The 26,420-nt window shown below is 62.1% G+C and carries 27 protein-coding genes and 1 tRNA gene; 15 read left to right on the forward strand and 13 right to left on the reverse strand.

Translation table 11 applies throughout. The features are described from left to right. The first annotated feature begins 15 nt into the window (after positions 1 to 15). The 3 genes from NXT3_RS05370 to NXT3_RS05380 all read left to right on the forward strand — a co-directional run bounded on the left by NXT3_RS05370 (position 16) and on the right by NXT3_RS05380 (position 4,124). Positions 16 to 1,680 (forward strand): electron transfer flavoprotein-ubiquinone oxidoreductase, encoded by a 1,665-nt coding sequence (locus NXT3_RS05370; RefSeq protein WP_104838901.1) that lies wholly within the window; start codon positions 16 to 18, stop codon positions 1,678 to 1,680. Between the two features lie 358 nt (positions 1,681 to 2,038). Then, entirely contained in the window at positions 2,039 to 3,037 is a 999-nt protein-coding gene (locus NXT3_RS05375) for an ABC transporter substrate-binding protein (RefSeq protein ID WP_037413624.1), read from the forward strand. Positions 3,038 to 3,236: 199 nt separating this feature from the next. Beyond that, complete coding sequence (locus tag NXT3_RS05380) at positions 3,237 to 4,124, forward strand: ABC transporter permease (protein ID WP_037413626.1); 888 nt, start codon at positions 3,237 to 3,239, stop codon at positions 4,122 to 4,124. 70 nt (positions 4,125 to 4,194) lie between these two features. On the opposite strand, the gene NXT3_RS05385 is transcribed toward NXT3_RS05380, so the two are convergent. Next, on the reverse strand, positions 4,195 to 5,097 hold the full coding sequence (locus NXT3_RS05385; protein WP_104838902.1) for a DMT family transporter: 903 nt from the start codon (positions 5,095 to 5,097) through the stop codon (positions 4,195 to 4,197). Positions 5,098 to 5,237: 140 nt separating this feature from the next. Between NXT3_RS05385 and NXT3_RS05390 the strand changes: the two genes are divergently transcribed. Continuing rightward, positions 5,238 to 5,708 carry an Lrp/AsnC family transcriptional regulator gene (locus NXT3_RS05390; RefSeq protein WP_097527993.1) on the forward strand — a complete coding sequence of 157 codons (471 nt, stop codon included), beginning with the start codon at positions 5,238 to 5,240 and terminating at the stop codon, positions 5,706 to 5,708. A 132-nt stretch (positions 5,709 to 5,840) separates the two neighbouring features. Next, complete coding sequence (locus tag NXT3_RS05395) at positions 5,841 to 6,740, forward strand: diacylglycerol/lipid kinase family protein (RefSeq protein WP_104838903.1); 900 nt, start codon at positions 5,841 to 5,843, stop codon at positions 6,738 to 6,740. Between the two features lie 15 nt (positions 6,741 to 6,755). Here the strand turns inward: NXT3_RS05395 and NXT3_RS05400 are convergent, their stop codons facing one another. Both NXT3_RS05400 and NXT3_RS05405 read right to left on the reverse strand, forming a co-directional pair. After that, on the reverse strand, positions 6,756 to 8,240 hold the full coding sequence (locus tag NXT3_RS05400) for an ArnT family glycosyltransferase (protein WP_104838904.1): 1,485 nt from the start codon (positions 8,238 to 8,240) through the stop codon (positions 6,756 to 6,758). After that, positions 8,233 to 9,243: a glycosyltransferase family 2 protein gene (locus NXT3_RS05405; protein ID WP_423827994.1), complete on the reverse strand. Its 1,011-nt coding sequence runs from the start codon at positions 9,241 to 9,243 to the stop codon at positions 8,233 to 8,235. The genes NXT3_RS05400 and NXT3_RS05405 overlap by 8 nt, the downstream gene beginning before the upstream one ends. Before the next feature lie 105 nt (positions 9,244 to 9,348). Between NXT3_RS05405 and NXT3_RS05410 the strand changes: the two genes are divergently transcribed. Continuing rightward, on the forward strand, positions 9,349 to 10,305 hold the full coding sequence (locus tag NXT3_RS05410; RefSeq protein WP_104838906.1) for a lysylphosphatidylglycerol synthase domain-containing protein: 957 nt from the start codon (positions 9,349 to 9,351) through the stop codon (positions 10,303 to 10,305). 6 nt (positions 10,306 to 10,311) lie between these two features. Here NXT3_RS05410 and NXT3_RS05415 read toward each other — a convergent pair whose 3' ends face one another. From NXT3_RS05415 to NXT3_RS05430, 4 genes are all read right to left on the reverse strand, one after another. Further along, positions 10,312 to 11,814 (reverse strand): AMP nucleosidase, encoded by a 1,503-nt coding sequence (locus NXT3_RS05415; RefSeq protein WP_037413645.1) that lies wholly within the window; start codon positions 11,812 to 11,814, stop codon positions 10,312 to 10,314. A gap of 62 nt (positions 11,815 to 11,876) precedes the next feature. Then, positions 11,877 to 12,197 carry a YnfA family protein gene (locus NXT3_RS05420; protein ID WP_104838907.1) on the reverse strand — a complete coding sequence of 107 codons (321 nt, stop codon included), beginning with the start codon at positions 12,195 to 12,197 and terminating at the stop codon, positions 11,877 to 11,879. Between the two features lie 118 nt (positions 12,198 to 12,315). Then, the gene (locus tag NXT3_RS05425; protein WP_037413653.1) at positions 12,316 to 12,489 is read right to left on the reverse strand and encodes a hypothetical protein; all 174 of its coding nucleotides are present in this window, start codon (positions 12,487 to 12,489) and stop codon (positions 12,316 to 12,318) included. Positions 12,490 to 12,501: 12 nt separating this feature from the next. After that, positions 12,502 to 12,675: a hypothetical protein gene (locus tag NXT3_RS05430; protein ID WP_012707384.1), complete on the reverse strand. Its 174-nt coding sequence runs from the start codon at positions 12,673 to 12,675 to the stop codon at positions 12,502 to 12,504. A 174-nt stretch (positions 12,676 to 12,849) separates the two neighbouring features. On the opposite strand from NXT3_RS05430, the gene NXT3_RS05435 reads away from it, so the two are divergent. Beyond that, on the forward strand, positions 12,850 to 13,551 hold the full coding sequence (locus NXT3_RS05435) for a glutathione S-transferase family protein (protein ID WP_104838908.1): 702 nt from the start codon (positions 12,850 to 12,852) through the stop codon (positions 13,549 to 13,551). Positions 13,552 to 13,602: 51 nt separating this feature from the next. Here NXT3_RS05435 and NXT3_RS05440 read toward each other — a convergent pair whose 3' ends face one another. Continuing rightward, positions 13,603 to 13,944: a DUF2147 domain-containing protein gene (locus NXT3_RS05440; RefSeq protein ID WP_097528000.1), complete on the reverse strand. Its 342-nt coding sequence runs from the start codon at positions 13,942 to 13,944 to the stop codon at positions 13,603 to 13,605. A gap of 575 nt (positions 13,945 to 14,519) precedes the next feature. On the opposite strand from NXT3_RS05440, the gene NXT3_RS05445 reads away from it, so the two are divergent. Continuing rightward, the gene (locus NXT3_RS05445) at positions 14,520 to 14,786 is read left to right on the forward strand and encodes a sel1 repeat family protein (RefSeq protein WP_018239181.1); all 267 of its coding nucleotides are present in this window, start codon (positions 14,520 to 14,522) and stop codon (positions 14,784 to 14,786) included. A 30-nt stretch (positions 14,787 to 14,816) separates the two neighbouring features. Here the strand turns inward: NXT3_RS05445 and NXT3_RS05450 are convergent, their stop codons facing one another. The 3 genes from NXT3_RS05450 to NXT3_RS05460 all read right to left on the reverse strand — a co-directional run bounded on the left by NXT3_RS05450 (position 14,817) and on the right by NXT3_RS05460 (position 17,050). Then, positions 14,817 to 15,938 carry a pyridoxal phosphate-dependent aminotransferase gene (locus NXT3_RS05450; protein WP_104838909.1) on the reverse strand — a complete coding sequence of 374 codons (1,122 nt, stop codon included), beginning with the start codon at positions 15,936 to 15,938 and terminating at the stop codon, positions 14,817 to 14,819. A gap of 113 nt (positions 15,939 to 16,051) precedes the next feature. Then, positions 16,052 to 16,468: a PilZ domain-containing protein gene (locus tag NXT3_RS05455; protein WP_037413660.1), complete on the reverse strand. Its 417-nt coding sequence runs from the start codon at positions 16,466 to 16,468 to the stop codon at positions 16,052 to 16,054. A 228-nt stretch (positions 16,469 to 16,696) separates the two neighbouring features. Then, positions 16,697 to 17,050, reverse strand: a complete 354-nt coding sequence (locus tag NXT3_RS05460; RefSeq protein ID WP_104838910.1) for a hypothetical protein — start codon at positions 17,048 to 17,050, stop codon at positions 16,697 to 16,699. A gap of 217 nt (positions 17,051 to 17,267) precedes the next feature. Here NXT3_RS05460 and NXT3_RS05465 point away from each other — a divergent pair. Next, positions 17,268 to 17,357 (forward strand) — tRNA-Ser (locus NXT3_RS05465). A gap of 163 nt (positions 17,358 to 17,520) precedes the next feature. Next, on the forward strand, positions 17,521 to 18,840 hold the full coding sequence (locus NXT3_RS05470) for a tyrosine-type recombinase/integrase (RefSeq protein ID WP_104838911.1): 1,320 nt from the start codon (positions 17,521 to 17,523) through the stop codon (positions 18,838 to 18,840). A gap of 278 nt (positions 18,841 to 19,118) precedes the next feature. Here the strand turns inward: NXT3_RS05470 and NXT3_RS05475 are convergent, their stop codons facing one another. Both NXT3_RS05475 and NXT3_RS05480 read right to left on the reverse strand, forming a co-directional pair. Beyond that, on the reverse strand, positions 19,119 to 20,888 hold the full coding sequence (locus tag NXT3_RS05475; RefSeq protein ID WP_104838912.1) for an adenylate/guanylate cyclase domain-containing protein: 1,770 nt from the start codon (positions 20,886 to 20,888) through the stop codon (positions 19,119 to 19,121). A gap of 324 nt (positions 20,889 to 21,212) precedes the next feature. Next, positions 21,213 to 21,809 carry a GNAT family N-acetyltransferase gene (locus tag NXT3_RS05480; RefSeq protein ID WP_104838913.1) on the reverse strand — a complete coding sequence of 199 codons (597 nt, stop codon included), beginning with the start codon at positions 21,807 to 21,809 and terminating at the stop codon, positions 21,213 to 21,215. Positions 21,810 to 21,956: 147 nt separating this feature from the next. On the opposite strand from NXT3_RS05480, the gene NXT3_RS05485 reads away from it, so the two are divergent. From NXT3_RS05485 to NXT3_RS05505, 5 genes are all read left to right on the forward strand, one after another. After that, the gene (locus tag NXT3_RS05485; protein ID WP_104838914.1) at positions 21,957 to 23,498 is read left to right on the forward strand and encodes a PAS domain-containing sensor histidine kinase; all 1,542 of its coding nucleotides are present in this window, start codon (positions 21,957 to 21,959) and stop codon (positions 23,496 to 23,498) included. 138 nt (positions 23,499 to 23,636) lie between these two features. Further along, positions 23,637 to 24,281 (forward strand): response regulator transcription factor, encoded by a 645-nt coding sequence (locus tag NXT3_RS05490; protein WP_104839939.1) that lies wholly within the window; start codon positions 23,637 to 23,639, stop codon positions 24,279 to 24,281. 93 nt (positions 24,282 to 24,374) lie between these two features. Further along, positions 24,375 to 24,743 carry a response regulator transcription factor gene (locus tag NXT3_RS05495; RefSeq protein ID WP_104838915.1) on the forward strand — a complete coding sequence of 123 codons (369 nt, stop codon included), beginning with the start codon at positions 24,375 to 24,377 and terminating at the stop codon, positions 24,741 to 24,743. Between the two features lie 311 nt (positions 24,744 to 25,054). Further along, positions 25,055 to 25,462 (forward strand): GlcG/HbpS family heme-binding protein, encoded by a 408-nt coding sequence (locus tag NXT3_RS05500; protein WP_104838916.1) that lies wholly within the window; start codon positions 25,055 to 25,057, stop codon positions 25,460 to 25,462. A gap of 41 nt (positions 25,463 to 25,503) precedes the next feature. Next, the gene (locus tag NXT3_RS05505; protein WP_104838917.1) at positions 25,504 to 26,316 is read left to right on the forward strand and encodes an SDR family oxidoreductase; all 813 of its coding nucleotides are present in this window, start codon (positions 25,504 to 25,506) and stop codon (positions 26,314 to 26,316) included. The last annotated feature ends 104 nt before the right edge of the window (positions 26,317 to 26,420 follow it).

A 26,420-nucleotide genomic window follows, 5' to 3' on the forward strand; every position in this document is an offset into this window, starting at 1 on the left:
CTGGAGAACGCGACAATGAACGAGCCACAAGACCTCCCCGAGCGCGAGAGCATGGAATTCGACGTGGTGGTCGTCGGCGCCGGTCCGGCCGGGCTTGCCGCGGCGATCCGGCTGAAGCAGGTCGATCCGGAGCTGTCGGTCGTGGTGCTCGAAAAGGGCGCGGAAGTCGGCGCCCATATCCTTTCCGGGGCCGTCGTCGACCCGATCGGCATCGACCGGCTGTTGCCCGGCTGGCGCGACGAGCCGGACCATCCGTTCAAGACGGAGGTCACGGACGACCAGTTCCTCTTCCTGGGCCCGGCGGGGTCGATCCGCCTGCCCAATTTCCTGATGCCGCCGCTGATGAACAATCACGGCAACTATGTCGTCTCGCTGGGCAATGTCTGTCGCTGGCTGGCGGCGCATGCCGAGGCGCTCGGCGTCGAGATCTATCCGGGCTTTGCCGCAACCGAAGTGCTCTACAACGAAGAGGGCGCGGTGATCGGAGTTGCCACTGGCGACATGGGCATCGGACGCTCCGGCGAGCCGGGGCCGAACTTTGCCCGCGGCATGGCGCTTCTCGGCAAATACACGCTGATCGGCGAGGGGGTGCGGGGCTCGCTCGCCAAGCAGCTGATCGCCAAGTACCGGCTCGACGAGGGCCGCGACGTGCCGAAATTCGGCATTGGCCTGAAGGAGCTCTGGGAGGTGAAGCCGGAGAACCATAAGCCGGGTCTCGTGCAGCACTCCTTCGGCTGGCCGCTCGGCATGAAGACCGGCGGCGGCTCCTTCCTCTATCACCTCGAGGACAACCTCGTCGCCGTCGGCTTCGTCGTGCACCTCAACTACAAGAACCCGTATCTCTACCCCTTCGAGGAGTTCCAGCGCTTCAAGACGCATCCGGCGATCCGCGGCACTTTCGAGGGCGGCAAACGTCTGTCCTACGGCGCCCGTGCGATCACCGAGGGCGGCTACCAGTCGGTGCCGAAGCTCTCCTTCCCCGGCGGCGCGCTGATCGGCTGTTCGGCCGGCTTCGTCAACGTGCCGCGCATCAAGGGCAGCCACAATGCCGTCTTGTCGGGTATCCTCGCGGCCGAGAAGCTGGCGGCGGCGATCGCCGCCGGCCGCGCCAATGACGAGCCGATCGAGATCGAGCGCGGCTGGCGCGACAGCGCCATCGGCCAGGACCTGAAGAAGGTGCGGAACGTCAAGCCGCTGTGGTCGAAATTCGGCACGGCGATCGGCGTAGCGCTCGGCGGTCTCGATATGTGGACGAACACGCTGTTCGGCTTCTCCTTCTTCGGCACCCTGAAGCACGGCAAGACGGACGCACAGAGCCTCGAGCCGGCCGCCAAGCATCAGAAGATCGACTATCCGAAGCCGGATGGGGTCTTGACCTTCGACCGGCTCTCCTCGGTGTTCCTGTCGAACACCAATCACGAGGAGGACCAGCCGATCCACCTGCAGGTCAAGGACCTGGAGCTGCAGAAGCGCTCCGAATACGGCGTCTATGCCGGCCCGTCGAGCCGCTACTGTCCGGCCGGCGTCTACGAATGGGTGGAAAAGGACGGCAATCCGACCTTCGTCATCAACGCCCAGAACTGCGTGCACTGCAAGACCTGCGACATCAAGGACCCGAACCAGAACATCAACTGGGTGCCGCCGCAAGGGGGCGAAGGCCCCGTCTACCCCAACATGTAAATGTTGTGAGCCGGGGCCGCACGGGCCTCCGCCTGAAAAATAGCGGCCAAGCCGCATCCGAGAAGCGTTTCTTGGCGTGCCTGGCCGCGCCTTGTGCCTCGGCTCACAGTTGAAATGTCGCCGCTAAGGCCTTCAATTGTATAACTTCATGAAAAAATACCATGAGCGTGATTGCTGACGCAAATGGGCAAGCGTTTCCCCTAGAGACTCGATAGCAATGACATGTACCGTCGATCGGGAGTATTGGATTGATGGCAACGAGACTGGACTGGACGAAGGTCCGATCCACATGCTGTCCGCTGCCGCGGTGAGGCTGGCAGTTCGTCACGGGTGCACCGTCAGAACAGAGGGAAACGAGATGAAGAAACTACTTGCAACGACGTGTCTGGCCGTTGGCCTCCTCGGACTTGGCAGCGCCGCATCGGCGCAGGAATGCGGCGATGTGACGATCGCCAACATGAACTGGCAGAGCGCCGAAGTACTGGCGAACGTGGACAAGTTCATTCTGACGGAAGGTTATGGCTGCAACGCCGAACTGGTTGTTGGCGATACCGTGCCGACGATCACGTCGATGATCGAGAAGGGCGAGCCGGACATCGCTCCGGAAGGCTGGGTCGACCTGCTGCCGGACGTGGTCAACCGCGGTCTGCAGGAAGGCAAGCTCGTCGGTGCGGCGCTCGCGCTTTCTGACGGCGGCGTACAGGGCTGGTGGGTTCCGAAATACATCGTCGACGCCAATCCGGACATCAAGACGATCGATGACGTGCTGAAGCACAAGGAGCTTTTCCCGGATCCGGAAGATCCGAGCAAGGGCGCCGTCTTCAACGGCCCGCAGGGCTGGGGCGGCACTGTCGTGACGACGCAACTCTACAAGGCCTATGGTGCGGAGGCCGCCGGCTTCACGCTCGTCGATCCCGGCTCTGCCGCCGGCCTCGACGGCTCGATCGCCAAGGCCTACGAGCGCAAGCAGGGCTGGGTCGGCTACTACTGGGCCCCGACGGCGCTGCTCGGCAAATACGAGATGGTCAAGCTCGACCATGGCGTGCCGGCTGATCCGGCCGAATGGAAGCGCTGCAACACGGTTGCCGACTGCCCGGACCCGAAGAAGAACGACTGGCCGAAGGACAAGGTCCAGACGCTCGTCACCAAATCCTTCGCTGACCGTGCCGGTCCGGTGATGGATTATCTCAAGACCCGCGCCTGGCAGAACGACACCGTCAACAAGCTGATGGCCTGGATGACGGACAATCAGGCGAGCGGCGAGGAGGGCGCTAAGCATTTCCTCGAAGAAAATCCGGATGTCTGGACCAAGTGGGTCTCGCCGGAAGTCGCCGAGAAGGTCAAGGCGGCCCTCTGATCGACACTCTGGCCAACGAACGGCGCGCATAAAAGGCGCGCCGTTTTTCTTTCCCGCATGCAGGAATTCGTTCACGGCATGTCGGTTTGAGAATAAGATTGCGCAGCGTCAGTGGTTACAGCGCAGTGTGGTTTGAAGGTCGGCGGCTGCCAAGAAAAATAACGACATGCCGCCTGAACGATTGCAAAGGGGAATCGCCATGGAATGGCTGACCAAATTTCCGCATATGAATGACGATAGCCTTCGAGAACTCAAGAAGGTGATCGACGAAGGCTTCCGCACGTTTACGCGTACCTATGGCGAGGCCATCGAGACGTTCTTCGAGCCGTTGCAGTTCTTCCTGATCCAGTCCGAGCGCTTCATGACGCGCACACCCTGGCCGATCATCCTGCTGCTGATTGCGGTGATCGCCTGGTTCGCCAGCCGCAACTGGAAGGTCGTTGCCGGCTGCGTCGGCACCCTGCTGCTGATCGGCTACTTCGACATGTGGGACGACACAATGAAGACGATCTCGATGATCTTCGTCTGTACGGTGCTGTCCATCGCAATCGGCATTCCGCTCGGCATTCTCATGTCGCGCTCCGATCGGGTGCAGAACGTCGTCAATCCGGTGCTCGACGTGATGCAGACGATGCCGAGTTTCGTTTACCTGATCCCCGTGGTGATGCTGCTGGGGATCGGCAAGGTCCCCGGCCTGATCGCCGTCGTCATCTACGCCATTCCGCCGATGATCCGGTTGACCAATCTCGGCATCCGGCTGGTCGACAAGGACGTCCTGGAAGCGGCCGACGCCTTCGGCTCGTCGAGCTGGCAGAAGCTCAAGAACGTGCAGATGCCTCTGGCGCTGCCGACCATCATGGCCGGCATCAACCAGACGATCATGATGGCGCTCGCCATGGTCGTCATCGCGTCCATGATCGGCGTCCAAGGCCTCGGCCAGCCGGTGCTGAAGGCGATCGCGAATCAGTACTTCACCCTCGGCATCTTCAATGGCCTTGCCATCGTCGGCATCGCCATCATCTTCGACCGCGTCAGCCAGGCCTATGGCCGCCGCCTGCAGCGGCACCGTGAAATCGTCCACGGCTGACACTGGACTGTTATTGCGGAAAAGAACAGCGGCCCGGGACTCATCGTCCCGGGCCGCTTGCTTGTTCCGGCTATTCGTGCCTGGCGGAGAGCATACCGGTCGAGAGCGCGACGCCCGTGGCGGTGACGACCGCGGCGGCAATCTCGAAGGGACCAATCGCCTCCTGAAGCAGCAAGCCGCCGCCGATCATTGCGAGCACCGGCGTCAGGGCCGTGAAGGCCGCCGCCTGCGTGCCGCCGAGGCGCCGGACGGCGAGGCCGTAGGCAAGCGTGGCGATGAGCCCTGAAAGAACCCCTTGGCTGATCACCTGCAGGCCGATCTCGTGCGCCGGCACGGTCGCGAGCGTGCTGCCAAAGACGAGCGCCAGAGCGAGATGGATGAGGAACGACCAGACGGCGATCAGCGCGCCGCCTTGGAGGGGGCTCAGACCCGTCCGCCGGAAGGCGTGCGTATAGGTCGCCCAGAGCGCCGCGGCGGCAGGCAGCAGCAGCCACCCGGTCCAGCTGTCCGAGGCGCCGAGGCTGCGGGTTAGCAGGATCGCCATGCCGAGGATGATCGCCGCAAAGCCGAGGATGCGCATGCGATCCGGCCGCTCCCGAAACAGCGTCACGCCGATAATTGCCGTCGCGAGCGGCATCGAACCGCCGAGCAGCACGCCGACCGAGGCCGCCGGCGTCGCGTGGATGGCGAAGGCCGCCACTTGGAAGAACAGGGCCCCCGATCCGGCGACCATCAGCGCCAGAAGCGCCGGCGACAGGCCTTTCGGCACGAGACCCGTTTTCAGCCAGACCGGTGCAAGGACGAGCGCCGGTATCCCATAACGGATGAGGCCGAGGTCGATGGTGCCGAGGCTGGTCGCGGCGGTGTGCCGCGTGGCGAGGATCCAGCCCGCCCAGATCAACACCGTGACGAAGGCACCGGCATAGCCGGATACGGGCGAGTCGGAACCGCGATCGAGTGTCAGCGCAACCATGGTCTTGTTCCTCCAGACGCGAGGTGTTTCGGATGTGTGAACCCTAGCGCCGACACGTGGGGCATGTCCTTGCTATCTCTGCCCGTTTGGAGGTAAGTTCAGCAATCTTCTGCCAATACGATAATTGAAACAGTCTTGTTATGCCAAAACTCGATAAATTCGATATCGCCATTCTCAAGGTCCTGCAGGAGGATGCTCGCGCCACCAATGTCGAGATCGCCGAGCGCATCAACCTTTCGCCGTCCCCCTGCCTGCGGCGCATCCGCAGTCTGGAGAAGTCGGGCGTGCTGCGCGGCTATCGTGCCGATATCGACCGCAAGGAGGTGGGCCTGGGGCTGACGGTCTTTGTCGAGATCAAGGTCGGCCAGCACAGCCAGGAAAATGCGCGGCGGCAGCAGGAGGCGCTCCTCGCCATACCGGAGGTGGTCTCCTGTTTCCTGATCTCGGGCAATGCGGATTTCCTCGCCGAGGTGGTGGTGGAGGACCTGTCGGCCTATGAGAGGCTTCTCACCGAAACCTTGCTGACCCTGCCCGGGGTGACGGACATCCGTTCGAATTTCGCCATCCGGACGATCAAGACCGGCGGTCCCCTGAAGCTGCCGGCCTTGTGAGGGCGGCCGCACCGAACGCTGTCGCTCACGGCGACCTTCCGCGAAACTCTTTTCGGCCGGCTCTGGAATCCCCCGCTGCCGCCCTTATCTCAGAAGCAGAAGGGCGCGCATGGATGAAAGAGAGGCCAGTCGTTGAAAGTTAAAGCCATCTTCAATCGAGATGGGGGGACTTTCCGCACCACGGATATGGAAACCTATGGCAAGCGCGTCGAGGAGGTCTTTCGCGCCGCCGGGCATGACATGGAAATTGCCGTGGTGGCCGCAAGCGATATCCTGCAGGCGCTGGAGACGGCCTGCCGCCGCGATGACCTGGACGCGATCGTCGCAGGCGGCGGCGACGGCACGATTTCGGCCGCAGCCGGGGTGGCCTGGCGCTCCGGCATGCCGCTCGGCGTCATTCCGGCGGGAACGATGAACCTCTTCGCCCGCTCCCTGAAGCTGCCGCTCGATATCTGGAAGGTTCCCGAGGTCCTCGCCAATGGAAGGATCATCGATGGCGACATCGGGAGCGCCGACGGCCGGGCTTTCGTGCATCAATTTTCGATGGGACTGCACGCCCGCATGGTGCGCTATCGGGAGTCCTACAAGTTTGCCTCGCGCCTCGGCAAGATCGGCGCCAGCGTGCGCGCTGCCATAGGCGTGATCTTCAATCCGCCGGATTTCGAGATCGAATTCGATGCCGACGGCCACCGCGAGCTTCGGCACGTGTCGGCCATTTCGGTCTCGAACAACCATTTCGGACACGCGACGCTGATGTATGCGGACGATGTGACGGCAGGGCACCTCGGCTTCTACACGGCTCCGCCGCTGAGTCCTGCGGGCGTCGCAAAGCTCGCCTTCGACATTCTGCGCGGGCGATTCCGGGCAAGTCCGTTGATCACCGAAATGAGCGCATTGGCGGTCGATCTGCATTTTCCGAAGGTTGATCGCAAGATCAACTGCGTCATCGACGGCGAGCTCCTGCCGATCCGGCGGCGCGATGTCGCCCTGCGCGTCCACCCCGGCGAATTGAAGCTCCTCGTGGGCGCGTAAAAGGGCACCGGTGACCTACTCGCCCACCCAGATATAGCTAAACCGATAGCGATCCGGTCCGGCGGCGTAGATGTAAGGCAATTCGAGTTTGCGCGGCGTTTGAGCCGATACGGCCACTCCCGATGCCTCGAGAGCCGCGCTCAGCGTGGCGGGAAGCGGCGCCTGATTCTTCTCGTCGCGCCACACCACCAGCAGCGGTCGCCTCGTCCCGTCCGGCGGCGGGAAGTCCGAAAGATGGGGGATCGCCACCGTCACGTCGGTAAGCCGCGTGCGGATATTGCCGGCCACCTGCTTGTCATTGGTCAGCACCAGCGCTGGCGGCCGCCCTTCTGCCTCGACGACCCCGTCCACCAAAGCGGCATAGGGGATGTTCAATTTCGAGTAGTCGCCGAACCATGGGCGTACCACGGCCCGCGCCGACACAATCAAGAGTGTCACCAGCGCGATGCAGGCAACCAACGGCACGAAGCGCCGGAAGCCCGGCGCCGGATCGATCTCTGCCGCCTCGATCTTGAGGCAGAGATAGAGCGGCAGCAGGACCAGAAAGAGCACTAGCCATTTTTCGCGGACATGGGTCGCAGCGACACCGAGAACGACAAGCAGAACGGCAAGGAGACAGAGCGCGATCATGCGCCCGACGAGGCGGGTCCATTGGCTTTCCGCCTGCCAGATGGCCCGGATTTTTCGCCGGAAGGCAAGGCCAAAGACCAGCAAGGGCACCAGGCCGCCGCCAATTATTGCCGAGGCAAGGGCAAAGACGCCATGGAACGCCTGCATAAGGCGGCCCTCCGCCTCGCGCTCCTTCATTTCATTCAACGTGCCCGACGAGGCGGCATCGAGATTTTGCAGCACCCACACGCCGTGGGGCAGCGCGATGACGCCGGCAATGGCGATCGCCCCGAGGATACGCCAATCGAAAATGCGCTTGCGCAATTCCGGTTCGGGCAGCGCGGCAAGGATTGCCGCGACCGGCACGATGACGAAGTTGTACTTGGAAATCACGCCGATGCCGACGGCAATGCCGGTCAGCAGATAGGAAAAAAGGCTCGGACGCGTCAGCGTCCGCAGGAAGCCGTAGAGGAACAGCGATACGGCAAAAAGCGCGGCGACCGTATGGGAGAGGTCCCGCTGTGCGAGCAGGAAGACCGGCGGCAGGCTCAGGACGCCGAGCATGGCGATCGCCGAGAGGCGCCGGTCCTTGAGGACAAGCTGCGCCGCGAGGCCGTAGAAAAGGCAGCAGAGGAACAGAAGCCCGTTCTTGAGAATGGTCATCGTCGCGAGCGACGTGCCGATCAGTTGCGCCAGCCCGTATTGCAGCCAGTTGTAGAAGGGTGGTTGCGGCCCATATCCGAGCTGCAGGAATTGCGACAAAAAGGCCTGTTCGGCCTCATCGATCTCGAGCGAGGGCGAGGCGGCAAGGCGCAGCACGACGCACAGCAGGAAATAGCCGGCCAGTGTGATGAAGACCAGGTTCGGCCGCCGGTCGAGGATGTCATGCATGCGGCTGTTCCTGCCCGAAGACCTGACGGACGATATAGCTCGCCGTATCGTCGTCGCGGAAATAGGCGCGCGCCATCATTTCCGCGAGAATGCCGGTGGTGATCAGCTGCACCGAGGACAGGAACAGCATGACGCCGACGATCAGCATCGGGCGGGTGCCGATATCGTTGCCGAAGATGAACTTGTCAATCGCGAGATAGAGCAGGATGAGGGCGCTCAGGCTGCCGGTCGCAAGTCCGATCGAGCCGAAGAAGTGGCCGGGACGCGCCTTGTAGCGCATGAAGAACAGCACCGCGAGCAGGTCGAGGATCACACGGAAGGTGCGCGAGATACCGTATTTCGACGAACCGAAATGACGGGCGTGGTGCGTCACTGGCATCTCGCCGATCCGGCTGCTCGGCACGACGCCCGCGACCCAGGCCGGAATGAAGCGGTGCATTTCGCCCATGAGCTTCACCTGCTTGATGATCGCGCTGCGATAGACCTTGAGGCTGCAGCCGTAATCGTGAAGCTTCACGCCGGTGATCTTGCCGATCAGGAGGTTGGCGCACCAGGAGGGGATCTTTCTGAGCAGGAGGCCGTCCCGACGGTTTTGCCGCCATCCGACCAGGAGATCGAGTTCGCGCTCCTCGATTGCGGCGACCATCTGAGGAATATCCTTCGGGTCGTTCTGAAGGTCGCCGTCGAGCGTCGCGATCAGCCGCCCGGCCGCGGCATCGATCCCGGCCTGCATGGCGGCCGTCTGGCCGAAATTCCTCTGGAGCTCGATGATCTTCAGTTTCAGGTCCGGACGCAGCAGCTCCTTGCGGGCATTCGGCAGGGTCCGGTCCGTGCTGCCGTCGTCGACCAGGATCAATTCCCAGGATCGGTCGAAACCGGCCATGACCTCGTGGATACGGTTGACGAGCGGCGCGACGCTGTCCTCCTCATTGAACACCGGCACCACTATGGACAGCTCGATCGGCTCCATCGCGCCCGTCATTGCCGTCAGCGGTTCTTGCATGTGGGTCAAGGCGGTCTCTCCGGTGTGCGTCGCAGGTTTTCTTGCACAGTTAACGATGATAACCAACGCTGAATTGCGTGGCTTTCTACAGGAAAACGGTACCTCATGAATTCGGACTGGCAGTTGAGCCGGCGCTCGTGGCTCGCGCGCAACCGTATGGCACTGATTTCCGTGGCGGCCATAGCGGCTTATGCCGTCTTCGTCGAGTGGGTCTGGGGGTGGTTGGTCCTGCTGCGGCAATGGGCCGAGATCGGTTTGTCGTCCGTGCTCGCCGCGCTCGGTCTTCTCATCGCGACCTATTTCGTTCGCTGCTACCGCATCTACGACTATTTTCCGGAGCAGACCGCCGGCCGTTTCCTGCTGCTCTTTCGCGTCACGCAGGTCCACAATCTGCTCAATATCATGCTGCCCTTCAGAGCCGGCGAGACGAGTTTTCCGCTGCTGATGCGCGCCGAATTCGGCGTTCCGCTGTTGCGCGGAACATCGGCGCTGGTCGTCATGCGCCTCTTGGATCTGCACGCGCTGCTCACGGTCGGGGCGGTGGGCCTGGTCACCGGCCGCAGCAATCAGATGGTCGCTTGGCTGCTTTGGACGATGGCCTTGCTCTCGCCGCTCGCGTTCTTCCTGCTCAAGGCCCGGATTCTTCGCGGGGTGCGCCGCGTGTCGCCGGCGCGGTTCTTGCACCATGTCGATGAGATCGAGGCGGGGCTGCCGGAGCATTTCCCGGCATTTCTCCGCGCCTCGGCAATGACCATGCTGAACTGGGGGATAAAAGTCGCGGTGCTCGCCTGGGTGCTGGCGATCATGGGCGTGGCACCGCTTGCCGCCTCTTTCGGCGGGGCGCTTGGGGGAGAGCTCTCTTCCGTTCTTCCCGTGCACGCGCCCGCCGGCGTCGGCACCTATGCGGCGGCGATCGTGGCCGGCGCCGTCTCCTTCGGCGCGGCCGGCGGCAAGGCCGCGCTCGAGCTTTTAGGGCGCGCCAGCATCAATGCGCACCTGCTCATCATCGTCTCGGCCGTCGCCGGCACGCTGCTGTCGCTCGTGCTGCGGCCGAAAAGTTGACGCCTTCTACTGGAAGGACGTCTCGTAGAAGCTTCTGAGCTTGCGCGAATGGAGTTTCTCCGGCGGCATGGCGGCGAGCTTCTGCAGCGCCAGGATGCCGATCTTCAGGTGCTGGCTCACCTGCGTGCGGTAGAAGGCCGTCGCCATGCCGGGCAGCTTCAATTCGCCGTGCAGCGGCTTGTCGGAGACGCAGAGCAGCGTTCCATAGGGCACGCGGAAGCGGAAGCCGTTGGCGGCGATCGTCGCCGATTCCATGTCGAGGGCGATGGCGCGGGCCTGCGACAGGCGTTTGACCGGGCCGCGCTGGTCGCGCAGTTCCCAGTTGCGGTTGTCGATCGTCGCGACAGTACCCGTACGCATGATCCGCTTGAGATCGTAGCCCTGGTAACCGGTGACTTCCGCCACCGCGTCCTGCAAGGCGACCTGCACCTCGGCCAGTGCCGGGAGCGGGATCCACACCGGCAGATCGTCGTCGAGCACGTGATCCTCGCGCATATAGGCATGCGCCAGAACGTAGTCGCCGAGCCGCTGACTGTTGCGAAGCCCGGCGCAATGGCCGAGCATCAGCCAGACATGCGGCCGCAAGACCGCGATGTGGTCGGTGATCGTCTTGGCATTCGAGGGGCCGACGCCGATATTGACCATGGTGATGCCGCCATGGCCCTTTTTCTTCAGGTGATAGGCCGGCATCTGCGGCAGCCGGGCGAGCGTGTAGTCGGTCTCCGGTTTGTCGGCGCCCGCGGGCGTGATGATGTTGCCTGGCTCTACGAAGGCCGTGTAGCCGTTGCCGCCTTCGGCCATCTGCTGGCGTGCCCAGGCACAGAACTCGTCGACATAGAACTGGTAGTTGGTGAAGAGCACGAAGTTCTGGAAGTGCGTGGCGCTGGTTGCCGTGTAGTGGCTGAGGCGGGCGAGCGAATAATCGATGCGCTGCGCCGTGAATGGCGCAAGCGGCGAGGGTTCTCCTGGCCCGGGCTCATAAGAGCCGTTGGCGATCTCGTCGTCCGTCGTCGTCAGGTCGGGCGCATCGAAGAGGTCGCGCAGCGGAATGTCGATCGTGTCGGCCGCCGACGCCTCGACATGGGCATTCTCGCCGAAGGCGAAGTGGAGGGGAATCGGTGTCGACGACTCCGACACGGTGACGCCGACACCGTGATTGCGCATGAGGTGACCGAACTGCTCCTTCAGATAGTGGCGGAAGAGCCGCGGCCGCGTAATCGTCGTGGTGTAGACGCCGGGCGCGCTGACATAGCCGAAGGAGAGCCGGGAATCGACGTGGCCGAAGCTGCTCGTCTCGATGCTCACCTGTGGATAGCAGGCGCGGAAGCGCGTAAGCGGCCGGCCGTTCTTGCCCAGCCCCTCGAAGGCTTCGCACAGGAACCGGGTATTGCGCTCGTAGAGGGCCTGCAGGCAACCGACGGCCGCGGCCGGATCATCGAAGGTCTGCGGCTCGAAGGCTTCTGGGGTGGCGACGGAGAGAATGGGGGTCGAAGAGATTCGTGTATCCATGGCGCATTATAGGCTGCGGTATCTAACAAGCAAACGACAAGATACGCGGCCCGGCGCGGTCGCTAACGCGGGCCGACGAGAATGATTGTCGCCCCGACAAGCGCCACGGCCATGCCGGTCAAGTCCCAGCGGTCGGGGCGCACGCCCTCGGCGAGCCAGAGCCAGACGAGCGAAGCGGCAATGTAGACGCCGCCATAGGCGGCATAGGCGCGCCCGGCCGCCGGCACGTCGATCATCGTCAGGAGCCAGGCAAAGAGCGCCAGAGACCCCGTCCCTGGAACGAGCCACCAAAAGGACTTGTCAAGCCGGAGCCATGCCCAGAAGGCAAAGCAGCCGGCGATTTCGGCGAGCGCGGCGAGCGAATAGACGGCGAATGCGGGCATCAGATCTGGCCTTTCAGCCGCGAAAGGAGCGAAAAGTCAGAGCATGTGCAAGAGGGAAATTCGTTCCGCGCCACTACCTTGGGAGCAGGGTAGATTGCGCCACCTCCGCGATGGAGGATCAGCTCATCGCCTGGCGTTGCAGCGTAACGAAGAGGACGAGACCGGCGCCGTGCTTGCCGATGCCGGCGCCGGTGGCCTTGCTGTAGGCGACCGCTCCGATCGGCGCCATCAGCAGGCCCGTGAGCAGCAGGAGCCGGAGCGAGAGGATGGCGGAGGAGACGAGGGCGGCCATTTGAGCATTCCTCTACAGCTTGGCTTGGCAATACTGCGCCGTATGCGCGGTGCAATCGGTCAGCGAGCCGATATAGGTGTTTTGGCGGCGACGCTCCGTGTCGGCGCCGACAGCGGCGGCGAGCGACATGGCGAAGACGACCATCAGCAGGCTGATGATGGTGAGGCGGCGAGCGAGAATATCCATTGTTCCGTCCGTGGGCTGGAGCGCGTTCAAATCGATTGAGCGTTTTTTCGCACAACCAAACTGAATTCTTGCTGAGGTAGCCGTTCATCTGCCGTTCATCTTGGACGGTGCGCCTCTTGCCAGCGCCGGAGTGCGTTCCTACGTCTGTGTGCCCACAACCTGAGGAGACCGCCTATGACCGCTCCCATCGAGCTCTATTACTGGCCGACGCCGAACGGCTGGAAAATCACCATCATGCTGGAGGAGCTCGGCGTTCCCTACGTGGTCAAGTACATCAATATCGGGCAGGGTGATCAGTTCGCGCCGGATTTCCTGAGGATCTCGCCAAACAACCGCATGCCGGCCATCATCGACCCGGACGGACCGGGCGGCGAGCCCATCTCCCTCTTTGAATCGGGTGCGATCCTGCAATATCTCGGCCGAAAATTCGGGAAGTTCTACCCGACAGACGAGCGCACCCGTGCCGAGGTCGAGCAATGGCTCTTCTGGCAGGTCGGCGGCCTGGGCCCCATGGCAGGCCAGGCGCATCATTTCCGGCAATATGCGCCGGAAAGAATCCAATACGGCATCGATCGCTACACCAATGAGGTGAACCGCCTCTATGGCGTCATGAACAAGCGGCTGGCCGATCGGCCGTTCCTCGCCGGCGACTATTCGATCGCCGACATGGCCGCGGTCGGCTGGGTGATCCCGCACGAGAACCAGGGCCAGGATCTCAACGATTTTCCGCATCTGAAGCGTTGGTTCGACGCGCTGCTGGCACGGCCCGCTGTTCGCAAAGCGATCGAGGTCGGCAAGGAGGAGCGGGCCCGTCAGAAGAGCCTTGCCGAGGACAAGGAAGCGCAGAAGATCCTGTTCGGGCAGCGCGCCCGCTGATTCGAGGCGAGGGCGGCCATAGTGGGTCGCCCTCGCGGAATTCGGAAAGAGCTAAAGCCGCATCCAGGTCTGCGACTTGCACAGCACCTTCAGCACGCAGCCCTTCATCTTCAGCGAATTGCCGTCGACCGAGCCCGAGCCGCTATAGGTCTTGTCGCTTTCCGGATCGGTGATCTCGCCGCTGTAGCTGCCGCCCGTCCCGGCGAGATTGCCGATGCGCTTGCCGGCGTGCTTGCCCGTCTTCAGCGTGACGCAGAAAGCGCCGCCGCAGGGGGCTATCTCCGCCGTGGCTCCGCTCGCCGTCTTCCAGTTGCCGACGATCGGCTCGGCGGCATGAACCGCTCCCATCGCTCCGAAGACGAGTGCCGCGCTGACGAGCAAAGTACGAATCATTCAATGTCCTCCCTTGGAGACGGTCGGTTGCCGGCCGCCGCGATCTGGATGCCTCGCATCGGCGGCCTCCTCGCCGTCCGAGCGCTGCACGATAGCTTACGCGTACGTAAAGGTAAATACGGGCCGCGACGCGAAAAATAGGCGCGGCAGGACCCTCACGTGAGTCGCGGAATTCGGCCCCCGATAGTCCGGCAGGTGCATTGTTGGTTAGCGATCGGTTGAAATCGGAGTTTGAATTTTCCGTTAGTTTTGAATCGGATTGCCGGCGCTGCAGGCGCTGCGATGTTTAACGAAAAGCCAAGTTTACCAAGTATTTGAACTTTGTTTCCGTCAAATTAAGCATGCATTTTAAGCGCCCATTGAAGGCTGCGGGGCATACTCCAGCCCATAGGACGAGCGGTGAAGACGCACCGCCAAATCAGCCGGAGCCGACGCCGCACAAGACGGCGCGACATCGGAAAGCCCGCCAAGAGGCAAGACTGAAACAGGGACAAAAAGAACAGCAACTGAAGCCCGGCGCGCCCGAAGGGGCGTGCCGCTTCGGCTGAACCAACAAGAACGACAGGGACAAGCAAATGGCACGCTTTGACTTCGAGATCACGTCGGATGCGGCAATGGGCGGCGAAAACCGGGCCGACATTCTTTGCGAAATGGGTCTTGCCTACGCGACCGGCCGCGGTCGGCCGGTGGACCTCGTGGCCGCCCATAAGTGGCTGAACATCGCCGCCATCAAGGGCTCGGACCGCGCCGCCGACCTTCGCGCCGATCTCGCCGCGACGATGAGCAAGACCGATCTTGCCGCGGCCCTGCGCGCCGCCCGCGAATGGATGACGGTGCATTGATACCGCACAAGCTGGGGCGACAGCTCCAGTCTAGCCCTCGGCCAGGCTCTTGAGCACGAGCGGCAGGGCGGCCTCGAGAAAGTCCATCTCGGCATAGGGGCCGGTGCTGATCCGGACGCAGCGATTGAGCGGCGCGACGCCCGGCATGCGGATGAAAATGCCGTGATCGCCCATCAGCCGGTCGACGATCGCCCGGGCATAGGTTGCATCCCGTCCGCAGTCGATGGCGACGAAATTCGTCGCCGACGCCAACGGCCGCAGCCCGTTGTCACACGCAATGCCGGCGATCCGGTCGCGCGATGCTGCGATCCGCTGCGTCACTTCATTGAGATATTGCTGGTCGGCGAGGGCGGCGAGCGCCGCAGCCACGCCGATTCGATTCATCCCGAAATGGTTGCGGATCTTGTCGAAGGCCTGAGCGCTGCCCGGCGTCGTCAGCGCATAGCCGACCCGCGCGCCGGCGAGGCCATAGGCCTTGGAGAAGGTGCGGGTGCGGATGACGTTCGGCCGCTCGATCAGGCTCTCGATCGACGGCAGAGCTTCGGCCGGCGCCGTTTCGCAATAGGCTTCGTCTAGGATCAGCAGCGTCGTTTCGGGCAGGGCGTTCGCAAACTCGACGACGCGCTCGGCCGGCCACCAACTCCCCATCGGATTGTCGGGATTGGCAAGATAGACGAGCGGTGCCGCCTCGCGCTTGACCGCGGAGAGCAGGCCGCCGAGGTCTTCGCGATCATCGACGTAAGGCACGGTGACGAGCCGGCCGCCATGCCCTGCCACATGGTAGTTGAAGGTCGGATAGCCGCCGAACGAAGTGACCACCGGCGTGCCCTGCTCGACGACGAGGCGGACGATCTGCCCGAGCAGGCCGTCGATCCCCTCTCCGACGGCGATATGGGCAGGCGAGATGCCGAGATGCGCCGCGAGTGCGTGCCTCAGCTCGTAATTTTCGGGGTCTGCGTATTTCCAGGTTTCGCCGGCGGCCCGCTGGATCGCGAGCAAGACGGAATCGGCCGGCCCGAAGCCGCTCTCGTTTGCGCCGATGCGGGCGGCAATCCCGCGGCCGCGCTGCCGCTCGATCGCTTCCGGACCGACGAAGGGAACCGTGGCCGGCAGGGATTGGATGAGCGGCGTGAAACGCGAGAATGCAGACATCTTGACAACTGAGCTCCGTTCGAAAAGCGCCGCGGAACTTATCGCATTGGAACGGCAAGCGGAATGCGCAAAAGAGAAGGCGTCAGGTTTCGTTATTTCCCCGGCACCGCCATCTATCGTCCCCCAACCGCGAAATATCCGACTGCGGGCGCGGGAGGTGCGGATTTAACCTTGCCGGTTTGGCCGGTGAAAAATTCGTGGCGCACGATTTGGTGGAGGAATGCTTCGTCGATGGGCTTGATGAACTGCACCCCGATGCGGTTGTCCCGCCGGTGAACCTCGGCGCAGCCGATCCGGACATTCGTTCCCACGATGTGGAGATAGTAGTGCGCAGGCAGGCCGATGGTCGTGCTGACGGAGAAACTCGCTCCACCGCGCGAGATGTCGGTCATCTTGCAGGCGCGGATCGACACGCCGCCAAGCGCCGGCCGCACCGACATCAGCGTTGCGGCATGTCCGATCGCGAAGCGTTCGTAACGCCGCTCGTAAAGCAGCGATGGAACAAGCGAATACATGGTCGACTGCAGCATGCGTCGTGCTCCGATGATCGCGCCGCTCGCGATGCCGTCGTGCGGGTGTTCGCCGATCGGTCAACGGAGCTTTGCCAGATCCCGGCAAGTCATTTGCCGGCACCCGCGAGCGGTGAGACGCCTGCAGGGTCGACGGTCACTTTCCACCAGCAATCCTGCAATCGCTTGAAGATATTCAATAGAAATTTAATGAAACGCCCGGCCCAAGCGTCGGTGCGTCGCCCGCACTCATAATCCGCTCGAGAACTGGAGACGAATCAGCGTGCTCACGAACTCCTGTGCGAGCAGCATGTTGAAGCGCACACCGAGTTCCGTCCCGCTGCGATGCACCTCGGCACAGCCGATCTCCTCCTTGAAGCCGTCGATCTCCAGAAAGAAGTGTTTTGGTAGTGGAATAGCGGCGTTGAAGTCGAGCATGGCGCCGCCGATCGAAATGTGCCGCAGCAGCGCCTGATATTTGGTCTTCGCCTTCAACTGACTGCCGATGACGAGAATGCGGCAGGGGCGCTCGATATGATAATGCGGATAGGCAACGGCTGATTGGCCGGGCTTTCCGGGAGCGAGATGGATGATCATCGACATGGCGTGATCCGGGGAATAGCTGTCTTGTCCGGTGCAGAACCCGATAGCACGGACCATTCTGTCGCGGCGACGTCACACTCCCTGATCCGACTTGCTTCAGCCTTGCCGCCACGCGATCAACAGCGCCCGCTCGACCACGACGAAAATGGCGGGAATTCCTGAAATTCGACAAAAAAATCTTGCATTGAAGCCGCGCTGCCACTAGTCAGGCGCTAACGGAGAGGTGGCCGAGTGGTCGAAGGCGCTCCCCTGCTAAGGGAGTATACCGGAAACGGTATCGAGGGTTCGAATCCCTTCTTCTCCGCCATCAGACCTTCCCAAGCATCATTATACACACCACGCGGCCTTGATTTGCCGCGTTTTTTGTTGCTTCTAGTTTCCTATGGGTTTCCATCGATAACGACCGCTACCCGCTCATTTGTGGGTATCTTTGTGGGTACCGAAAACCAAAAATGTGGGTATCACGGCGCATGAGTGCTCTGACGGACAAGACGGTTAAGAACGCGAAGAAAGAGGAAGCGACGTACAAGCTCGTCGACGGCGGCGGCCTCAATCTGTTTGTTCTGCCCACCGGCACCAAATCATGGCGTCTCCGCTACCGTTTCGACGGCAAGGAGAAGACGCTGGTTATCGGCAACTATCCCGACGTGTCCCTGGGCGAGGCTCGGGCGGCGAGGGAGGATGCGAAGGAGACGCTAAAGGCCGGGCGTGACCCCAGCGTCGTCAAGAAGGTTGAAAAGCTGATTGGCAAGCAGCAGACCGCCGACACCTTTGAGGTAATCGCTCGAGAGTGGCACGAGCTGCAAAAGCCGCACTGGGTCGCAAGGCATGCTGACGACGTTCTGGACTCGCTGGTGAAGGATGTGTTTCCGATAATTGGGAAGATGCCGATCCGCGACATCGATGCGCCGACGGTGCTGGCGGTTCTCCGATTGGTGGAGAAGCGGGACGCGAAGGAAACGGCTCGCCGAATCCGGCAGCGGCTTTCATCCATCGTCGTCTACGCCATTGCATCGGGAAGGGCGACGCAGGACCCAGCAGCGGTTGTTCGTGAAGCGATGGCGCCAATGAAGAAGGGGCGGCAGCCGGCGATAACCGATGTTGACAAGGCCCGGGAGATGCTGCTGGCGGCATGGAAGACGCCATCGCATCCCGTGACCAAACTCGGCCTTCGGCTGCTGGTGCTCACCGCCGTACGTCCGGGCACGCTTATCACCACGCCTTGGGCTGAATGGAACCGGATCGACGAGGACGATCCGGTCTGGCAGATACCGGCGGCCCGCATGAAGCTCAAGCTGCAGCATAAGGATGACGAGGCCCGCGACCACCTCGTCCCCTTGTCCAGCCAGGCGGCGGAGACAATTACAGTGTTGCGTTCCCTGACGGGGCGCGGACCCTTCGCGCTGCCAAATGGCCGGCACGCCCACAAGGCCATGTCGGAGAATGCTCTTGGCTATCTGCTGAACCGCGCCGGGTATCACCACAAGCACGTGCCTCACGGCTTCCGCTCGACGTTCTCGACGATCATGAATGAACGACATCCGGCCGATCGGCAAATCATTGATCTGATGCTCGGGCACACGCCGAACGACAAGGTGGAGGGCGCCTATAACCGGGCAGAGCACTTGCCGCGCCGCAAGGAGCTTGCGCAGCTTTGGGCAGACCTGATCCTCAAAGACATGCCTACGGCCGACGAACTGCTTCACGGACCGAGGAAGAACCTCAAGGAAGTAGAGGCTGTAACTTTAGAGCCAAGAGCCAGACGGCGAGGACAACTGTCGCGGCAATGACGACTCCAACTTGCGGCCGCGCCGCTTCCTACAGTTGGCGCTCCTCATGTAGGTCTGCCGCGAGCTCGCTTTGCGAATTCGGAGCGCCGCCTGCATCCCTTCCGAGGGATTGCACCGTCGGGCGGTGCATCGGCGGGCCACCGAGTGTCTCGAATGGGTGGAATCCGGAAGTCGGACGACGGGAGCTGGATGGGCACGATGCGCCAGCACCGGTCATTGCTCCTCCTTGAGCGAGTGGCTGCAGAAGGTGCAAGACCGGACACTCGCCCGGCCTGAAATTACACCAGGCCGGCCTTGCGAAGCCCGTCCACGACTAGCTCGAAATCGTCGGGGTTCTTGTAGGGCAACACTTTGCGACGGTATTCGAGGGAGTAGTCGGGATTGACCCGGAACACCTCCTGCCAAGCCGCGCGGGCATCGTCGAAACGGCCCAGATGCCCGTAGCTCGCTGCCAGGAGCGCGCGCGAGACATCGGTAACGGGATTGCGGGTCAGCCGCTCTTTTAGCAAGCCAACCGCCTGTTCGTACCTTCCCAGATGAAACGACGCCAAGGCTTGGAAGTGCAATAGCACATCCGGAAAATATGGGTTCAAGACCTTCGCCCGATCGAAATGCTTGAGTGCCTCGTCGGCCCTGGCCGAGTAATTCAGTGCCTCGCCCAGGCTGACGTGCCCTTCAGCGAAGTTCGGATTGAGGACTATCGCACGCTGGGCCTCGCTGATGGCCACGTCGTGCCGTCGCGAATACAATTCGACGATGCTCAGCGCCCAGTGCGCCCTGGGATCGCGATCATCCAGCGCTACCGCCCGCGTCGCAAGCTCTTCCGCTTGCTCGCGCGAATTCGGCGGTGACGGGCTCCATCCATTCAAATAGTCGAGTACGTGGGTGAGGGCCAGGAACGCGTGGGCCGAGGCGAAATTCGGGTCCAGTTTGATTGCACGTTGCAAAAGGTCCCGGGCGGCGACGTTCGTCTCCATCGTCAGCCTGTGCCACAGCTCTCGGCCACGCAGGAAATAGTCATACGCCTCAATGTTGCCGGTGTGCTCGGGCGCCAGCCGCTGCCGGTCGCCCTCCGTCAGGTTGATCGCTAGTGCGCCAACGATCTGCTGCGTGACGTCGTCCTGCACCGCGAATATGTCGGTGAGGTCGCGATCGAAGCGCTCCGCCCACAGATGTCCGCTCGAGGCTGCGTCGATAAGCTGCGCCGTGATGCGCACCCTGTTTCCCGATTTGCGGACGCTGCCTTCCAGCACGTAGCGTACGCCGAGGTTTCTGCCGACCTCCTGCACGTGAACGTTCTTGCCCTTGAACGTGAACGACGAATTGCGGGCGATGACGAAGAGCTGCGGCAGCTTTGAGAGAGATGTGATGATGTCTTCGGAGATTCCGTCGGCGAAATATTCCTGCTCGGCATCACCGCTCATGTTGGCGAAGGGCAGCACGGCGATCGACAGCTTCGGCGGCAGTTCCGTCGTCGGCCGGCTTGTCACCGGCTGTGAGGTCGCGGTTGCCTTTGCCTCGGTGGTGCCGACACGCAGCGAATACACCCGGATCGGCTCGGCGATGTTCTTGAGCTGCGTGTTGCCGAGATCGCTGACTAAGAGGTCAAGCCGCGCCTTGACCTGGCGATAGGCATCCTCGGATAGGCAGATGGCCCCTGGCGCAGCGACGCCCTCCAGACGCGAGGCGATGTTGACGCCGTCGCCCATCAGGTCGCCGTCGCTTTCCTCGACCACGTCGCCGAGATGAATTCCGATCCGGAACTCGATGCGGCGGTCCTGCGGCACGCCGGCATTGCGCTCGACCATACCGTTCTGCACCTCAATGGCGCAGCGCACGGCGTCTACTACACTGCGGAACTCGACCAGCGCCCCATCGCCTGTGCGCTTGATCACGCGTCCGTTGTGGACGGCGATGGTCGGATCGATCAGGTCGCTGCGCAGCGCCCGCAACCTGGCCAAAGTACGGTCTTCGTCTGCGCCGGCCAGCCGGCTGTAGCCGACCACGTCGGCAGCCAGGATCGCCGCTAGCTTGCGGTTCTCGCTCACAGGGCCATCTCCTCGTCTCCACAATAACAGGAAGACACAGGGAAGAGGAAATTTTCGGGGTCCCGTTCAGAGCGACTTTGGGTGAGATCAACGCTCGCCATTTGTTCGCCGGCAATCGTGAATGCTCACAATGTCGAGCACTCGCAACCCGGTGCCAATGGCGCAGACGTCCTGCCTGGGCAATGACTGTCCTTGCAACTTTCGGACATTCGACACCGTGACGCCGAAAGTCGGCTCAGGGTCGATCTTTCCGGTTCCCATCCGTCGGGAAGGGGTGGAGAGCCGAAGTTCAATGCGATGGCGACGAACGTCTGCAGTGCAGACTCAGCGGCCTTCCACTGGATGGAGCGATTTAATCAGAAGCATCCAGCGCTCTGTATCGGTCTCCCAGCCTTCCTTCACACAGGGGAGTGTTGCAGCTTCTGCGTAGCCATGCCGCTCATACAGTCGTCGTGCACCTGCATTGTTGTTGGCGACGATGACACTCATCCGACGAAGCGCTGCTTCCCCCGCTATTTCTTCTGCAAGACTGAGTAGTCGCGAGCCAAGTCCTTGCCCTCGGTATTCGGGATAGCAGGCCAGCACATTGACATACCAACTTTCCAGTGCCTTGTTTTCCAGTTCTTGAAGCGGCCGAAACAGGGCAGGGAAGTCATTGCCAATTGGTTTGGGCTCCGAGCCGATCGGGTAGCCAGTCAGACTTGCTACAGCACCGTCTCCAAAGTCCACAACCACGATCTGGCCGTCGCGGGCCTTTTCTATTTGCCGAGCGCGACCAACCTCCCAAGGATCCTGACCGTCCTTTGCAAGTCCCTCCCAAATGTACAGGGGCAAACCCTCGCCGGCAAAGTTGACGAGGTCCGCCAGCGGCCTTGCATCTGCTTCGGTCGCAATTCGTAGCGGTGGCTCAAGCCGGATCATTTGATCCTCCGGAAGCTCTCGGGCGGCGGTTTATCCTAAGAGGTTTTTCGAACGGCGTACACGGCGCTAGTCTCATCGGCCTGTACACAGATCGAATGACATCGTAAGCAATCTCTAATCAATACTTTTCGAGGGGAAAGGACAGCAATGGAGTTCGATCTCAGCCGCGTTTTGGACGCGCTCCCGGCCATGGTGTGGATCGCACTGCCGGACGGGCAGCTCGAGCTTGTCAATCGATGCTGGTCTGAATTCACCGGCCTTAGTCTGGACGAAGCCCATGGCTCGGAATGGCAGGCCGCGGTCAACCCGGACGACCTGCCCGCACTGCTCGAACGCTGGCGGTCGATTCTGGCCTCCTGCCAGCCCGGCGAGATGGACGCGCGCGTACGGCGCTTCGACGGGCAGTATCGCCGGGTTCGCGTGCAATGCAGTCCGATGTTCGACGATGCCGGACGGATCATCAAAGGGTGCGGAACGGTCACCGATGTCGAGGATTTTCGGCAAGCTGAGGAGACCCTGCGGCGGCGCGAACTTGATTTTCAGTTGATCGTCGACAGCATCCCGGTTCCGGTCGCCGTGACGATGCCATCGGGGGCGGTCGAGGGCCTCAATCAGGCCACGCTCAACTATTTTGGCAAGACCCTAGAGACGCTGAAGGAATGGGAAGCCACAGACGCCGTCCATCCTGAGGACTTGGAGCGCACAATCGCCGCCCACAATGCAAACTATGAAGCAGGTCGATCCTACGACATCGAGACCCGTCTGCGACGCGCAGATGACGTCTATCGCTGGTTCAATGTGCTGGCTATGCCGTTGCGGGATGTCGACGGGCACATTCTGCGATGGTTCGAGTTGCTTATCGACATTGACGATCGCAAACGCGCCGAGGCGGCCCTCCAGGCCGCGAACGACAGGCTGGCGCGTGCATCGCAGGTCGCAAGCCTGGTGGAGCTCTCCGCCTCAATCGCGCACGAGGTCAATCAGCCGATTGCCGCTGCACTCGCGAATGCGCAGGCTGCCCTTCGCTGGCTCAGAAGGGACCCTCCCGATCTTGCGGAGGTGAGAGAGGCACTCGACGACGTTGTGAAGGACGGCACGCGAGCCGGCAATGTCATTGATCGGATACGCTCCCTGTTCAAGAACGCACCGCCGTCGCTGGAGGACCTGGACATCACCGAGGCACTCACCGAGATCGTTGCCCTTAGCCGCGGCAAAGCCCTGAAGAACGGTGTCTCTTTACAGGTCCAACTCTCGAAGGGCTTGCCGACCGTCCGAGGAGACCGCGTACAGTTGCAGCAAGTGATGCTCAACTTGATCACCAACGCCATTGAGGCGATGAGCGATGTCGACGACAGTAATCGCAATGTTCGGGTCACCGCCGGAAGAGACGACGACAATGTCTTTGTCACCGTGCAGGACTCCGGTTCGGGCTTGACGCCAGCCACCTTGGAGCGCGTCTTCGAACCGTTTTATACGACCAAGCCGACCGGTCTCGGGGTGGGGCTGTCGATCTGCCGATCAATCATAGAGGCCCACAGCGGTGCGCTCTGGGCGACGAACGGAGATGAAGGCGGCGCCGTTTTTTCGTTTACCGTTCCCATTTCCGCGTCGGCAAAATCTAGAAAAGGCGATCCGGAACCCGTCATGCCCTGTCGAGCGCCCCAACCGCTCGCTGACATAACCTCCTGAACTGCTTCGGTCAGTTCCACAAACGATTCGATGAAGGAGGTCGCATCAAGTCCAAGATGGCTAATACCTTCGTGTTATCTCCGAGCGGTTTCCATCATGGTATGGTTCCAACGCTTTTTAGAGAACATGGCCCTTTTGATGTCGCACAGTCCGGACGATAGAGCGATTGTCTACATCGTCGACGACGATGAAGCGCTGCGTCGCGCGCTAGGCCGCCTGTTCCGCTCGGTTAGCCTTGAAACGCGCAGCTACGGAACCGCCCGCGAATTTATCGACGCCCAGCGACCGGATCTATCCGGATGCATCGTACTCGACGTAAGGCTGCCGGGCATCAACGGGCTTGAATTCCAGGCGCAGCTTGGCGAATTGGGCATCAACTTACCCGTCGTCCTGATCACCGGCCACGGCGATATTCCCATGACTGTTCGGGCCATGAAGGCCGGGGCCGTAGACTTCCTCCCGAAGCCTTTCCGCGACCAGGACATGCTCGATGCAGTGAGCACGGCGATCAACCGCGATCGCAGCCGACGCGCCGCGGAGGACCTCGCTGCTGGTCTCAAAGGTCGCTTTGCCACGTTATCGACGCGCGAGCGGGAAGTAATGATGCTGGCAACCTCCGGCAGGATGAACAAGCAGATCGCCGGAGATCTGGGTCTCAGCGAGGTAACGGTCAAAATCCATCGTGGCGCCGCGATGCGCAAGATGGGTGCTCGGACTCTCGCCGATCTGGTGCGAATGGCCGACGCCTTGAACCTGGCACTTGAGCACGACGCTAACACCTGAGTATGATTCCCAACGGGTGGGGCGTGTGCGAGGCTGACGTCCAGCGCTCCGCCAATCTCCGCGGCCAAGCCAACAAGAAGCGAGTGATGCCGCGTGGCTGGGGAACCACTCATATCCATTATCGACGACGATCAGGCGATGCGGTCAGCGCTTGTCAGGCTGATCCGTTCGCTCGGATATGTTGCGCGTGGTTTCGCCTCAGCCGAGGAATTCATCGAAGCGGGTGCCATGCCGAGTTGTTCCTGTGTCATCACGGACGTCCAGATGCCGGGCATGAGCGGCATTCACCTGACAAAGCTGATCGCGGCGCGGCAATCCCCGTTGCCTGTGATCCTGATTACCGCTCGTACTGAGCCTGGACTCGAGGAGGTCGCCCTTGCCAGCGGGGCCGTGGCCTTCTTCAGGAAGCCGATAGACACCATGGCGTTCGTTGAATGCCTGGAAATGCTGATGAGCGCATGAGCCCACCCGGCCCGCGTCTGCTCCCGCACTAGATTAGTCTTCATCAAGATTTCAACCGCAAACGGACGCTCACTGCTGGCAACAGCGGTGTGAAGGGCGGTGGTTGCCCTCTTGGCGCTGGCGTCAGCGATCAAACTGCAATGACCGGCGACACGCTGAGCCTCATACCAACGCATGAGCCGCATAGCCGCTCGTCTTAATCAGACAGCCGCCCGTACGATGGCGGCGGCGGCATTCGTCCAGCAGCATGCTCATCAGCGACCCGGCACGTGTGAAAAGTGCCGATCGAAGCATCTCAAACGGAGAAACACATGCGGCAAATCACCTGCAAACAGGCCCAGGCGATCATCTCGGCTGGCGAGGCAAAGGCCGTCGAGCTCGGCGTGCCCGTCAACATCACGGTGCTGGATTCCGGCGCCCATCTGAAGGCGTTCAGCCGTATGGATGGCGCAGTGCTTGGCTCGATCGACATCGCCACACGCAAGGCACGAACCGCCGCGCTTTTCCAGACCACCAGCGAGGCAGTTTGGGAATATTGCAAGCCGGGCGCGCCCGCCCACGCGATCGAACTTACGAACGGCGGCCTCGCCCCCTTTGCGGGCGGGCTTCCGCTCGTTGATGCGGACGGCACGATGATTGGCGCTGTCGGCGTGTCAGGCGGGTCCGTACCGCAGGATCTTGAAATCGCACAGGCGGCGGCGGCCGCCTTGGGCGCCTAACCCTCTCAAAGGCAACTACCAACCAGTCGAAAGGAACTTCCATGTCCAAAACAATTCTCGTCACCGGCGCCGGTTCGGGCTTTGGCAAGGGCGCCGCCATCGGCATGGCCAAGAACGGCCACGACATCATCGCCACGTGCCAGGTTTCGCCGATGGTCACCGCACTGCGCAACGAGGTGGAGGCGCTCGGCCTCGCCGACCGTATTCGCGTCGAGCGGCTTGACCTCACCGACCCCTACGACGTCCGCCAGGCCCAGGGCTGGGATTTCGACATTCTGTGGAACAATGCCGGTCAGGGTGAGCCCGGCCCGGTCTGGGAAATTCCGGTCGACATCGTGCGTCGCAATTTCGAGATCAACGTCTTCCTGCCACTGACGTTGACGCAGGGCGTCGTTCAGAAGTGGGTGCGCGAGGGCAAGAGTCAGGGCAAGAAGGTGGTCTTCACCTCCTCGATGGGCGGCCTGTTCACCCCGGCCAACTGGGGCACCTACGTCTCGACCAAGCACGCACTGGAGTCGATCGCCGAAGCGTTGCAGCAGGAACTGGCCGCATACGGAATCAAGATCCAGACGATCAATCCGGGCGCCTACTACACCGGCTACAACGAAACCATGGCCGACAATCCGTTCCGTTGGCTGGACGACAACAAGAACATCACCAAGTGCGCCGACCTGCGCAAGGGCTTTGACGACTTCTTCGCCACGCCCGAGGGTCGGATGGACCCCGCCGAGATGATCGAGCGCATGATCGAGGTCGTCCCGGCCGACACCGGCAAGTTCCGCAACGTCTGCCCCAAGGTGATCGAGGACATGCTGAAGGAACACCAACTCGCCGCCTGGGAGAACCAGATCTAGGCCGAAATCCACCCGCAAGAGCGGCGGCCCCTCCCGCCGCTCTTTTCTCGGGCCGGCGCCAAAACGCGTCAGCGATGCCGGGGGATCTTTCAAAGCTATGGAGA

The organism is Sinorhizobium fredii, assembly GCF_002944405.1.
In the GTDB taxonomy this organism is placed as follows: Bacteria; Pseudomonadota; Alphaproteobacteria; order Rhizobiales; family Rhizobiaceae; genus Sinorhizobium; species Sinorhizobium fredii_C.

Bases quoted from the DNA above. Each gene is read 5' to 3' on its own strand.
- NXT3_RS05370 (WP_104838901.1), top strand. From the start codon at position 16: ATGAACGAGCCACAAGACCTCCCCGAGCGCGAGAGCATGGAATTCGAC.
- NXT3_RS05375 (WP_037413624.1), top strand. From the start codon at position 2,039: ATGAAGAAACTACTTGCAACGACGTGTCTGGCCGTTGGCCTCCTCGGA.
- NXT3_RS05380 (WP_037413626.1), top strand. From the start codon at position 3,237: ATGGAATGGCTGACCAAATTTCCGCATATGAATGACGATAGCCTTCGA.
- NXT3_RS05385 (WP_104838902.1), bottom strand. From the start codon at position 5,097: ATGGTTGCGCTGACACTCGATCGCGGTTCCGACTCGCCCGTATCCGGC.
- NXT3_RS05390 (WP_097527993.1), top strand. From the start codon at position 5,238: ATGCCAAAACTCGATAAATTCGATATCGCCATTCTCAAGGTCCTGCAG.
- NXT3_RS05400 (WP_104838904.1), bottom strand. From the start codon at position 8,240: ATGCATGACATCCTCGACCGGCGGCCGAACCTGGTCTTCATCACACTG.
- NXT3_RS05405 (WP_423827994.1), bottom strand. From the start codon at position 9,243: ATGCAAGAACCGCTGACGGCAATGACGGGCGCGATGGAGCCGATCGAG.
- NXT3_RS05410 (WP_104838906.1), top strand. From the start codon at position 9,349: ATGAATTCGGACTGGCAGTTGAGCCGGCGCTCGTGGCTCGCGCGCAAC.
- NXT3_RS05415 (WP_037413645.1), bottom strand. From the start codon at position 11,814: ATGGATACACGAATCTCTTCGACCCCCATTCTCTCCGTCGCCACCCCA.
- NXT3_RS05420 (WP_104838907.1), bottom strand. From the start codon at position 12,197: ATGCCCGCATTCGCCGTCTATTCGCTCGCCGCGCTCGCCGAAATCGCC.
- NXT3_RS05425 (WP_037413653.1), bottom strand. From the start codon at position 12,489: ATGGCCGCCCTCGTCTCCTCCGCCATCCTCTCGCTCCGGCTCCTGCTG.
- NXT3_RS05430 (WP_012707384.1), bottom strand. From the start codon at position 12,675: ATGGATATTCTCGCTCGCCGCCTCACCATCATCAGCCTGCTGATGGTC.
- NXT3_RS05435 (WP_104838908.1), top strand. From the start codon at position 12,850: ATGACCGCTCCCATCGAGCTCTATTACTGGCCGACGCCGAACGGCTGG.
- NXT3_RS05440 (WP_097528000.1), bottom strand. From the start codon at position 13,944: ATGATTCGTACTTTGCTCGTCAGCGCGGCACTCGTCTTCGGAGCGATG.
- NXT3_RS05445 (WP_018239181.1), top strand. From the start codon at position 14,520: ATGGCACGCTTTGACTTCGAGATCACGTCGGATGCGGCAATGGGCGGC.
- NXT3_RS05450 (WP_104838909.1), bottom strand. From the start codon at position 15,938: ATGTCTGCATTCTCGCGTTTCACGCCGCTCATCCAATCCCTGCCGGCC.
- NXT3_RS05455 (WP_037413660.1), bottom strand. From the start codon at position 16,468: ATGCTGCAGTCGACCATGTATTCGCTTGTTCCATCGCTGCTTTACGAG.
- NXT3_RS05460 (WP_104838910.1), bottom strand. From the start codon at position 17,050: ATGTCGATGATCATCCATCTCGCTCCCGGAAAGCCCGGCCAATCAGCC.
- NXT3_RS05470 (WP_104838911.1), top strand. From the start codon at position 17,521: ATGAGTGCTCTGACGGACAAGACGGTTAAGAACGCGAAGAAAGAGGAA.
- NXT3_RS05480 (WP_104838913.1), bottom strand. From the start codon at position 21,809: ATGATCCGGCTTGAGCCACCGCTACGAATTGCGACCGAAGCAGATGCA.
- NXT3_RS05485 (WP_104838914.1), top strand. From the start codon at position 21,957: ATGGAGTTCGATCTCAGCCGCGTTTTGGACGCGCTCCCGGCCATGGTG.
- NXT3_RS05490 (WP_104839939.1), top strand. From the start codon at position 23,637: ATGTCGCACAGTCCGGACGATAGAGCGATTGTCTACATCGTCGACGAC.
- NXT3_RS05500 (WP_104838916.1), top strand. From the start codon at position 25,055: ATGCGGCAAATCACCTGCAAACAGGCCCAGGCGATCATCTCGGCTGGC.
- NXT3_RS05505 (WP_104838917.1), top strand. From the start codon at position 25,504: ATGTCCAAAACAATTCTCGTCACCGGCGCCGGTTCGGGCTTTGGCAAG.